The organism is uncultured Acetatifactor sp., assembly GCF_948601915.1.
Taxonomy (GTDB): domain Bacteria; phylum Bacillota; class Clostridia; order Lachnospirales; family Lachnospiraceae; genus Acetatifactor.
Genome location: NZ_CAPDXS010000175.1, coordinates 1 through 9,806, shown reverse-complemented (window position 1 = coordinate 9,806; position 9,806 = coordinate 1). Strand labels below are relative to the sequence as shown.

The following is a 9,806-nucleotide window of genomic DNA, read 5'->3' as shown; positions in this document are numbered from 1 at the left end:
CCGGTATCTGGCCAGAAGGGCCTTGATGCCGTCCTCGGAGGCGCGCTCAAAATTGTTCTCCAGGAGAAAGGGCTGTCCTGCCCCCATGAGCTGTCCTGCGACGGCATACATGATTTCCATGCTGGCATTTCCCAGCCTTACCTTCTCCTCCCTGGACCGGAAGCCCACCTGGTCGAACAGAATCTCTTTCAGGGAATCCTTTGATATGACAGGGAGGCGCAGCTCCTCCCCAAGGGCTCTGGCCAGGGTGCTCTTCCCGGAGGCCGGGATTCCTGTCACTAATATGCAGTACATAGGTTCACTCCCCTCCTTTTACGTCCACCACTTCAATGACCGCCCCCAGTTCCCTGCCCTGCACCAGGAAATCCTCAGAGACATTGCTGTCCGTGATGACGAAATCGTAGTCAATCATCCGGCACACGGAATGGACGGAATGCCTCCCTGTCTTTGACGAAGGGTACAGGCCGATGTTCACGGAGCTGCTCTCCATGACGGCCCGCCCGAACGCCACCCCGGCGCTGTCGCGGATGGATGCCCCGAAATCCAGGGACAATGCGGTGTGGGACAGGAACGCTTTGTCGATCCGGATGCCCTTCACCATCTGGACGGTGTAGAAGTCATGGCAGTGGCCCCGGTGGGACATTTCGCCGCCCAGGAGGATGACGGATACGTTCATTTTTTTCCGCAGGGCCTCCGCAATCGTGACGGAATTCACCAGAGCCGTCACGGGCATGTCCTCCGGCAGGTCCCGGGCCATATAATACCCCACCAGAGAGGTGGTGATGTAAATGACCTCATTGGCCTCGATATGCTCCAGAGCCCGCCTGGCCACAGCCAGATAATCGGGCCGGGGCTCCTGCACATCAACGGGGTTGTAGGTGGCGGAGGGAAAGGTTCCCCCCGGTGCTATGGCAATGGCGCCCCCATGGGTCCTCTGGAGCAGTCCCCTGCTCTCCAAAACCCGGAGGTCGCGCCTGGCGCAGTCGGCGGAGACCTGGTAGAGCTCCCGGATTTCCGATACCAGGATCCGGCCCGATTCATTTACTCTTCTGACGATATCTTTTTGGCGTTCTTCCATGAACATTTCTGATGAGCTCCTTTGGGTGGATTCTTGTTTTTGCCTGTTTATGTTTTATTATGCTTGTTTATGCTTATATTTGCAAGTGGAATTTGAAATTCGCCAGGCACGTCAAATTATGCTTCCCTGCTGCAGCGTGGATATCCGCCTGGTGAGATGGCTATTGAAAAAAGCGGCATATGGGTTTACAATAGAATCCAAATTTAAGCGGATTCCGGTGCGGATTCCGGCCTGGTTTCTAAGGCGGCGGGTATTGCGGGACATGTTGGGGGAAGCGGAAGCTTCTTGTAATGCGCCCGGCAGGCAGGGCGGCGTCAGGGATAAACGTGGGCGGAAGAGCGGACCGGAGAAGAGAAAGGGGCAGGCAGAAGATGAGGAGCGCGGTATTTTACGGAAAACACGACTTAAGGATTGAGGAGCATGAGATGCCGGTCGTGGGGCCGAAGGATGTGCTGATCCGGGTGAAGGCCTGCGGTGTCTGCGGCACGGACGTGCATATCTATGAGGGGGACAAGGGCGCGGCGGAGGTCACCCCGCCCACTATACTGGGGCATGAGTTCTCCGGCATCGTGGAGGAGGTCGGCGAAGCGGTGATGGATTATCGGCCGGGCGACAGGGTGTGCGTGGATCCCAACTGTTACTGCGGAGCCTGTACGCCCTGCAGGAGCGGCGTGGCCCATTACTGCGAGCATATGATTGGATACGGAACCACTGTAAACGGCGGATTCGCCGAATGCTGCGCCGTGAATGAGAGGCAGGTGTACCGGCTGGGGGAGAGGACTTCCTTTGAACAGGGGGCCATGGCGGAGCCGGTGGCATGCTGCCTCCATGGGATCGACATGTGCGAGATCCGGCCGGGTTCCCAGGCGGTGGTCATCGGAGGCGGCATGATAGGCCTGCTGATGCTGCAGCTTGCGAAGCTGGAGGGCGCGGCAAAGGTGGCATTGCTGGAGCCTGTGGAGGAGAAGCGCCTGGTGGCGGCAAAGCTGGGGGCGGACGTCTGCATCGATCCCTTACAGGCGGATGTGAAGAAGGAGCTGCAAAAAGCCGGATTCACCTGGGTGAACACGGTCATCGAGTGCGTGGGCCGTCCCGCCACCATCGAGCAGGCCATCCACATCGCCGGGAACAAGGCGATGGTGATGATGTTCGGCCTGACGAAGCCGGATGAGACTATTTCGGTGAAGCCCTTTGAGATATTCCAGAAGGAGCTGGAGCTGAAGGCGTCCTATATCAATCCCTATACGCAGAAGCGGGCGTTGGATCTGATCGACACGGGCCGCCTGGACGTGAGCAGCATGGTCTGCGGGACATGCGGGCTGGAAAAGCTGGAGGAGATACTGAGCAGCCCCCAGGTTCGGGCCAGGGGCAAGTATATCATCTGTCCGTAAGGGGAAAACTATCGGTGTCTGGCAGGCTCAGATGGGGCTGCGGCAGGAAGGGGCAGAGATACCAGATATAGATATGCCTGGCTGACGGATATCCCGTATCTGGCGTAGAATTTCTTAATGGGACAAAAAGAAGGAGCTTTGGAGAGATGAATTATTCCGTCTGCATCGACGCATTGTATCAGGGAAAGAACGTCCTGGAGGGAATCCGGGAGACGAAGGAAGCGGGAATCGGAGCCATTGAGTTCTGGTCCTGGTGGGACAAGGATTTGGGTAGAATCGCCTCCGAAAGGGAGCGCCTGCATCTGGAAGTGGCCGCTATTTGCACAAAGTTCGCCAGCCTGGTGGATCCGTCCCGCCATGAGGTATATCTGGAAGGGCTGAAGGAGAGCATGGAGGCGGCTAAGCGGCTGGGGTGCCGCAGGCTGATCAGCCAGGTGGGAGCGGATACGGGGCGGCCGCGGAAGGAGCAGCACCAGGCTCTGTGCCAGGGCGCAAAGCGGGCGGCAGAGCTTCTGGAGGGAACGGATATCACTCTGCTGCTGGAGCCCCTGAACACGGCTGTGGATCATAAGGGATATTATCTGTCCTCCTCGGCGGAGGCCTTTGAGATCATAGAGGAAGTGGGGAGCGACAGGGTGAAGGTGCTGTTCGACATCTACCACCAGCAGATCACGGAGGGCGACCTCATCCGGAATATCCGGGAGAATATCTCCAGGATAGGCCATTTCCACGCGGCGGGGTGCCCCGGCAGGCATGAGCTGGACACGGGAGAGCTGAACTATCCCAATATTTTCCATGCAATCCGGGAAGCGGGGTATACGGGCTATGTCGGGCTGGAATATTTCCCGGAGAAGCCGGCGCTGGAGGGGCTTCGGAAGCTGGCGGGCAGATGCGGGTGAGAGGGGACTGGCGGGATTAGCCAGATTTGGATTACCCTGCGGCGGAGAAAATGTTGAAGGCTCCAGAAACGGAAGGAGAAGACCGGAGTGATGGAATAGGGCGGGAAGAGTGGGGACCATCGGAACTGCGGAATCACTGGAATCGCAGGAAGCGCCAGAACCGTCGAAACCGAAAGGGGGAAAAGAAATGGACATACAGATTGACATTACGGATACCGTATTAGAGACGCCTCGGCTTATCCTGCGCCCCTGGCGGGAGAGCGATTTGGAGGATTTCTTTGCCTATGCTTCTGTGGAGGGCGTGGGAGAGATGGCGGGCTGGAAGCATCATGAATCCATCGAGGTTTCCAGGGCGATTTTAGGGGACTTTATGTCCCATAAGAATGTCTTTGCCCTTGCGCACCGGGAGTCCGGCAGGGTAATCGGCTCCCTGGGGCTGCATCCTTCCTGGGCCAATGAGGACGAAGCTTACAGGCACCTGAAGGTTAAGGAAATCGGCTATGTGCTTTCCAGGGATTACTGGGGGCAGGGGCTGATGCCGGAAGCAGTGAAAGCGGTAATAGGATTCTGCTTTGATACTTGCGGACTGGACGCATTGACGGTAGGGCATTTTTCGGTAAACGGCCAGTCGAGACGGGTCATTGAGAAGTGCGGGTTCCGGTTCGTCAAGGAGAGCAGGTATCACGCAAAGCAGTTGGACAGGGATTTTAACGATATGAAGTATATTCTGATTCGCTGAAAAGCATGTAGGACATCTCTTACCGATGGGGCTGGGACGCAGAGCGTGACAGTGCCCTGTTTTTGTATTGCCGCTCATTGCGTAAGCCGACGGGGAGCAGTTACATAAAAGCGTAAGCTTCGTAAGGCTCTGGCTTTTTCCTTAAATGTCCATGCCAATATTGACAAACCGGGAAGGTTCCTGTATCATAATTAATGACTGAAAGTCAATAATTATACAGGGGAGGAAGAAGAGTTGGCAAGACCAGTGAAGAAGCCGCCGGAACAATGGGAAAATGAGATTCTGGACGCGGCCAGGGATTTGTTTTTATCCAGGGGGTATGAGGAGACTTCCGTTGCCGATATCATGGAGCGGGCAGGCGGGGCCAAGGGGATGTTCTACCGTTTTTTCCAGAGCAAGGAAGAGGCGATGCAGGCGCTGGGAGACCGGATGTTCCTGGAGAACAATCCTTTCCTGGCGGTGAGGGGGCGCAGGGATTTAAACGGCCTGGAGAAGATACGGGAGGTGCTTTCCCTGGACAGGGCCGACGGGGAGCGGGAAGCCATCAACGCCCAGGCGGTGTCCATCCTGAAAGACCCGCGCATCCTGGCGGCCGCAGTGGAGGCCAACCGCCGGGTGCTGACCCCTCTGTGGTTCGAGCTGATCGAGGAGGGCAGACGGGACGGCTCTATCCGGACGGAATATGGGAAAGAGCTCTCCGAGTTGCTTCCACTGGTGAATTTCTGGCTGATGCCCTCCGTCTTCCCGGCTGACCCGGCGCAGATAAGGCATAAATGCAGTTTCCTGGGTGAGGTCCTGAGTGCTATGGGGCTTCCCATTGTGGATGGGGAGATGTGTGAGCGGGCAGAGAGGATCCTGGGGGACGGGGCGGAGGAGGTGGATAAGGGATGAAGCGGAAGCTGTTTTCGAGGAATTTCACCCTTCTTGTGCTGGGGCAGATCAGCTCGCTGTTCGGCAATTATATCTTAAGGTTGGCCCTGTCCATGTATGTGCTGGAGGTTACAGGTTCCGCGGCTGTGTTTGCCGGAATCCTGTCTGCGGCGACCATCCCTACAATCCTGCTGTCGCCTCTGGGAGGCATCCTTGCCGACCGGGCGGACAAGCGCAAGGTCATGGTGGCGCTGGATGCATTGACAGGGACGGTTGTGCTATGCGTGGCAGCCCTCCTGTCTGGGGGAAATGCCATTGCCGTCATCAGCCTCCTGCTGGTGGCCCTGTCCGTGCTGGGCGCTTTTGAGACGCCTACAGTGCAGGCCTGCATCCCCCAGATGCTGTCCGGCGATGATATCGTCAGGGGGAATGCGGTGGTGAACCAGGTGGCGTCGGTTTCCTATCTGACCGCACCCATGCTGGGCGGCGTCCTCTATGTGGCTTTTGGGCTGAAGCCTGTGATGGATATCAGCGTTGTCTGCTTTTTCATTACGGCCTCATTTGAATGCTTCATAAGGCTGCGCCGTCAGCCGATGGGACATGGAGGGAATGTGCTTCGCGTAATCAGGCATGACTTTATCATCAGTATAAAGTTTATGGCGCAGGAGCGGACGGACATCCTGAAGCTGCTGCTTCTGGCGGCGCTATCGCGGTTCTTCGTCATGGGGGTGACGCTGGTGGGCCTTCCTTTCCTGGTGAGGATGGTTCTCGGTCTGGACGCGAAATATTACGGCGGGGCGGAGAGCGCGCTGGCAGTGGCCACCATATTGGGGAGCGCCGCCGCAGGGCTCCTCACGGGGAAACTGAAAACCGGCGGATTGTCCTGGCTGCTGGCGGCCATGGGCCTGTGCATGATTCCTGCGGGAGCCGTGTTCCTCCTCCCCATAGGCGTTTTCGGCAGATATATGGTCAATGTGGCTGCTTTCTGCGGCATGCAGATTGCGGTCAGCATCTTTTCCGTTTTTGCGGTGTCCCTGATACAGCAGAATACGCCGGGGGATTTGATTGGAAAAGTGATGGCTTACACATCTGCCGTTACCCTGTGCGCCCAGCCGGCAGGGCAGACGGTATACGGCTTTTTGTTCGACGGCTTCCGGGAAGCGGTTTTCCTGGTGCTGGTTCCCACCGGCGCTGCGGTATGTCTCATTGGGCTGCTTTCCTGTGGGTTTTTCCGGAAGATGGAGAGCGCGTGTCAGGCTTGCGGCAATCAGACGGAAAAGGTGTCGTCCGATTCGGGAAAGGAGTAGCCGGACAGAGAAGGGCTGGGAACATATGGGGAATGACCGGGCGTTACTTTTCATGGGGTGGGGAAATCGGGCACTATAACAAGGGGCTCTCATGAGCCCCTCTTCCCGCCTTTCATGCAGGCAGTGCCGTATTAGAAGGTTCTATATTTTCTCGTTTTGGTTTGACCGGCCTTGGCCTTTTGAAGATCTCCTTTATGGACTGATAGAGGTTGTTCCTATCATCTGTCGCGAGATGGTCGATCACGCTCAGGCATTCGCAGAAATATTCCAGATGCCGGAAGCTCCTCAGCGAGACTGCCTGGTTTATCTTCCCTTTCAGTACCCGGGCCTTCCGTTCGCAGAGGTTGTTGTCGGGCGCCACAAGGGGGTTGGACAGGAACAGGAGATGGTTATGCTTGTATTCGACCATCCGCAGGTACAGGTTGTACCCGTCCCTGTAATAGTCCGATGGAGGGCTGTCCTCATATTCCTTCGCTGCTGTCTGTACGATGGAATCGTACCGTGCCTCGAATCCGGCAATCTTTTCGTCCGCTATCCCCTCCGCCGGGGCCATGTTGTTCTCGTGTATCATCTCCCGTATAAGCTCCAGCATCTGCCCGTTCCAGGTGAGGCCCTTTTCATTCTCTATGCTGTCCTTCAGATAGCGTTCTATGTGTACCATGCATTCCTGATGGTCGGAGCCATAGCCGTAGAAGCACGCCTCATGGTCATGGACCAGGATCCCGCCAAAAGTCTCCACTGGCGTGTCCCTGATCCCGGCATGCCCCTTGCTCTCCCTTGCAAAATACATGGTCGCCGCACCATTGCTGCATACGACCACATTGTTGTTGGTCCCGTTGACCCTTGCCAGTGTGCCGTCCACATGCATCACTGGCGCGTCAAGGAGCGCCACGAACAGCCTGTCCTGCTCCTGCCTGCTCTTCGATGAGAACTCGCGGCACAGCCCGCTTATCATCCCCACGGAAGGGGAGAGCGCCCCGTCCGTCACGTCACGGACGAACTGCGCCGTCTTCTCCAGGGACACGTTGCACCTGTTGTTGAGGAGGAAGAGGAGCGCCTTCATGGATTCGTCATAGTTCACGTCATCCATTACCCCGCATGGGAATGCGGAATGCACGTTCCTTCCCTTCTTCCTGTCATAGAATTCCGCAGTGCGGTATTCGGTAACCACCGGGACAATCGAGATCCCGATTGCCTGTCTGGAGACGATGTTCCCGGTGGGGACATATCTTGAACTGTCCTGGAACTTTTCTTCCGCCGCTATCTCTATGACCTGGTCCGGTTCCATAGGCCTGCGCGGATGGTGGGGATGCCCTGCCTGCGCGCCTGGCTTCCTCCCCGTCTTCTCCCTGTTGTTCGTGATCTTCTTGCGGTCGATGCATTTGGACGAGGGCAGGGAGGAATTCTCATAATTATGGTTCACCTGTGCCGTGAGCTTCACGATGAGGCCCTGCGCCTCCTCCAGCTTCACCGCAGCCTCATAATAATCGGAAAGCGCCTTCTTCCTTTTTTCATCCAGTTCGCAGTTCCGCTTCTTCAGGCTCACCACCATGTCCAGGAGCTCCGCGATGGCCTTCTTCAGCTTTTCTGTTTCTTTTTCATGCTCTTTCTGGACATCTTCCAGCACGTCCATCCACTGCTCCGTGATCTTCCTGCGGGAAAAAGAGATCTCATCCCGCTCTTTCTGCAGCTTTTTGATGGTAAGGTTCTTCTCCCGGATGATCCCTTCATAATCCGCGCGCAGCTTCTGGTAGGCCTCCCCTGACCGGAAGCCGGCAAGCTCCCGGCGGGCGGCCTGCAGCTGATAGGATAATGAAGTTGTCTGAAAGTATTCCCTGTCGTTCATGCGGTCTGCCCCTCCCTGCCTTTACTCCCCTTCTTCACGGAATGCCTCTGCAAACAGCGCCAGCGCCTGGTTCTGCTCCTCGATCAGGAGCTCCTGGGCCTTGAGCTGTTCTTTGCACACATCCAGCTGTTCCTCCAGGACCCGGATGTACCGCTCCTGTTCCCGGATGAGTCTTGCTTCAGGACTCTCATGTTTCATCCCATATCCCTCCATAGGTCTACTATAGCAGAAAACGGGGGAAAAAGCGAATGTGGATAATTTTCTGTTTTGGTAATTATTTCCATGCAGGATCTTGGAGAAAAGACTGTCCAGATGAGCCGGAAGCGGTAGATACCAGGTGATTCCGGCCAGATTTTGCAGAAAGAAAAGCGGCTATTCTGAGGAATCGGATGGATATCCACATTTCCTCAAAATCAGCCGCCTTGGAGTGGATAACTATTTTTTTAATTTCAGCGTTTTGCACAATTATTAATTATGCTTTCCCCACCCCGTGAAAAGTAACGACCGGGCGCCTTTGGGCCGCGTTAAAGGGTAAAGATTCTTGAATTTGCCATAAAAAAATGCTATGATAAGGGTACAGGCTCAGAGAGGAATAAAATATGGCAACTATATATGACGGTGCATTCCGGACAATCTTAAATGACTGCCGGAAGCTGATTATACCCGTAATCAATGAGATTTTCGGTGAAACATATACAGGAGAGGAAGAAATCCGTTTTTTCCCCAACGAACATTTTTTAGACCGGCAGGACGAAGCGGACAAAGAACGGATTACGGATACGAATTTTACTGTTTTTGGGAAGATACCGAAGAAATACCATATTGAGTGTGAGAGCAGCCTGCCGGATGGGAAGATTACCGTAAGGCTTTTCGAGTATGACGCGCAGATAGCGCTTGACGAGGGAGAGGTCACAGAGGAAACATTGACCGTGACATTCCCCAATACGGCGGTTCTGTACCTTCGGACCTATCAAAGGACCCCGGACAGAATGAAGTATGTTATCGTCACACCGGGCGGGACGGCTCGGTACGATGTGCCGATTATGAAGGTGCAGACATACTCGCTGGAAGATATTTTTGGGAAAGGCCTGCTGATGCTGATTCCTTTTTATATTTTTTCACATGAGAAGGGGTTTCCGGAGTATAATAGTGATGAGCAGAAGCTGACGGAACTGAAGGCCGAGTATCAGGAGATTTTGGAAAGGCTTGACGGACTGGAACGGCAGGGTGTGATTGGGGCATTTGACAAGCGGACAATCATAGAGCTTTCCGGCGATGTGATCAAAGAGATTGCACAGAAATATGAAAATGTGCAGAAAGGCGTAGGTGACATGATGAGCGGAGCTTTGATTGAAACAGAGGCGAGAACCATCTTGAATCAGGGAATAAAGCAGGGAATAAAGCAGGGAATAAAGCAGGGAAAGAGCCAAGGCATCAGCGAAACAAAGACGCAGACAGCATTGAGGCTGCTGAAAAGAGGAAAGCTCACAGTTGAAGAAATCGCGGAGGATACGGGGCTCAGTGTGGCGGAAGTAGAGCAGCTTGCAGGGCTTCAGACAGTGTAGGCCAGCGGTCCGGCTCCTATGTCGCGGAACCATTCATCAGGATACAGCAGGTATGCCTAAGCTCGTGGAAGCGGAAAATGAGGCCATTCTCATGGAAGTGGAAAACGGAAC

11 protein-coding genes are annotated in these 9,806 nt (G+C 55.3%); 7 read left to right on the top strand and 4 right to left on the bottom strand.

The genetic code is table 11. The annotated features are described in order from the left end of the window. The coding region (locus tag Q2B33_RS21355) for an AAA family ATPase (protein WP_300823128.1) at positions 1-294 on the bottom strand (294 nt) is incomplete at its 3' end. Positions 295-298: 4 nt separating this feature from the next. Beyond that, positions 299-1,084 (bottom strand): DeoR/GlpR family DNA-binding transcription regulator, encoded by a 786-nt coding sequence (locus Q2B33_RS21350; protein WP_300783459.1) that lies wholly within the window; start codon positions 1,082-1,084, stop codon positions 299-301. On the opposite strand from Q2B33_RS21350, the gene Q2B33_RS21345 reads away from it, so the two are divergent. From Q2B33_RS21345 to Q2B33_RS21320, 6 genes are all read left to right on the top strand, one after another. Further along, entirely contained in the window at positions 1,077-1,493 is a 417-nt protein-coding gene (locus Q2B33_RS21345) for a hypothetical protein (RefSeq protein ID WP_300783457.1), read from the top strand. The genes Q2B33_RS21350 and Q2B33_RS21345 overlap by 8 nt on opposite strands. Then, positions 1,450-2,469 carry a zinc-dependent alcohol dehydrogenase family protein gene (locus Q2B33_RS21340; RefSeq protein ID WP_300783455.1) on the top strand — a complete coding sequence of 340 codons (1,020 nt, stop codon included), beginning with the start codon at positions 1,450-1,452 and terminating at the stop codon, positions 2,467-2,469. Before Q2B33_RS21345 ends, Q2B33_RS21340 begins: the two co-directional genes overlap by 44 nt. Before the next feature lie 146 nt (positions 2,470-2,615). Continuing rightward, positions 2,616-3,368 carry a hydroxypyruvate isomerase family protein gene (locus Q2B33_RS21335; protein WP_300783453.1) on the top strand — a complete coding sequence of 251 codons (753 nt, stop codon included), beginning with the start codon at positions 2,616-2,618 and terminating at the stop codon, positions 3,366-3,368. 187 nt (positions 3,369-3,555) lie between these two features. Then, positions 3,556-4,107: a GNAT family N-acetyltransferase gene (locus tag Q2B33_RS21330; protein WP_300783451.1), complete on the top strand. Its 552-nt coding sequence runs from the start codon at positions 3,556-3,558 to the stop codon at positions 4,105-4,107. Positions 4,108-4,341: 234 nt separating this feature from the next. Next, positions 4,342-4,998, top strand: coding sequence for a TetR/AcrR family transcriptional regulator (locus Q2B33_RS21325; RefSeq protein WP_300783449.1), 657 nt, complete (start codon positions 4,342-4,344; stop codon positions 4,996-4,998). Next, positions 4,995-6,284 carry an MFS transporter gene (locus Q2B33_RS21320; RefSeq protein ID WP_300783447.1) on the top strand — a complete coding sequence of 430 codons (1,290 nt, stop codon included), beginning with the start codon at positions 4,995-4,997 and terminating at the stop codon, positions 6,282-6,284. Before Q2B33_RS21325 ends, Q2B33_RS21320 begins: the two co-directional genes overlap by 4 nt. 112 nt (positions 6,285-6,396) lie before the next feature. Here Q2B33_RS21320 and Q2B33_RS21315 read toward each other — a convergent pair whose 3' ends face one another. Continuing rightward, the gene (locus Q2B33_RS21315) at positions 6,397-8,130 is read right to left on the bottom strand and encodes a transposase (protein ID WP_300783445.1); all 1,734 of its coding nucleotides are present in this window, start codon (positions 8,128-8,130) and stop codon (positions 6,397-6,399) included. A 21-nt stretch (positions 8,131-8,151) separates the two neighbouring features. After that, entirely contained in the window at positions 8,152-8,328 is a 177-nt protein-coding gene (locus Q2B33_RS21310; protein ID WP_300777467.1) for a hypothetical protein, read from the bottom strand. A 401-nt stretch (positions 8,329-8,729) separates the two neighbouring features. Here Q2B33_RS21310 and Q2B33_RS21305 point away from each other — a divergent pair, with 401 nt between their 5' ends. Then, a complete protein-coding gene (locus Q2B33_RS21305) occupies positions 8,730-9,695 on the top strand; it encodes a hypothetical protein (RefSeq protein WP_300783443.1) in 966 nt (321 codons plus the stop codon). The last annotated feature ends 111 nt before the right edge of the window (positions 9,696-9,806 follow it).

Bases quoted from the DNA above. Each gene is read 5' to 3' on its own strand.
- Q2B33_RS21345 (WP_300783457.1), top strand. From the start codon at position 1,077: ATGAACATTTCTGATGAGCTCCTTTGGGTGGATTCTTGTTTTTGCCTG.
- Q2B33_RS21350 (WP_300783459.1), bottom strand. From the start codon at position 1,084: ATGTTCATGGAAGAACGCCAAAAAGATATCGTCAGAAGAGTAAATGAA.
- Q2B33_RS21340 (WP_300783455.1), top strand. From the start codon at position 1,450: ATGAGGAGCGCGGTATTTTACGGAAAACACGACTTAAGGATTGAGGAG.
- Q2B33_RS21335 (WP_300783453.1), top strand. From the start codon at position 2,616: ATGAATTATTCCGTCTGCATCGACGCATTGTATCAGGGAAAGAACGTC.
- Q2B33_RS21330 (WP_300783451.1), top strand. From the start codon at position 3,556: ATGGACATACAGATTGACATTACGGATACCGTATTAGAGACGCCTCGG.
- Q2B33_RS21320 (WP_300783447.1), top strand. From the start codon at position 4,995: ATGAAGCGGAAGCTGTTTTCGAGGAATTTCACCCTTCTTGTGCTGGGG.
- Q2B33_RS21315 (WP_300783445.1), bottom strand. From the start codon at position 8,130: ATGAACGACAGGGAATACTTTCAGACAACTTCATTATCCTATCAGCTG.
- Q2B33_RS21310 (WP_300777467.1), bottom strand. From the start codon at position 8,328: ATGAAACATGAGAGTCCTGAAGCAAGACTCATCCGGGAACAGGAGCGG.
- Q2B33_RS21305 (WP_300783443.1), top strand. From the start codon at position 8,730: ATGGCAACTATATATGACGGTGCATTCCGGACAATCTTAAATGACTGC.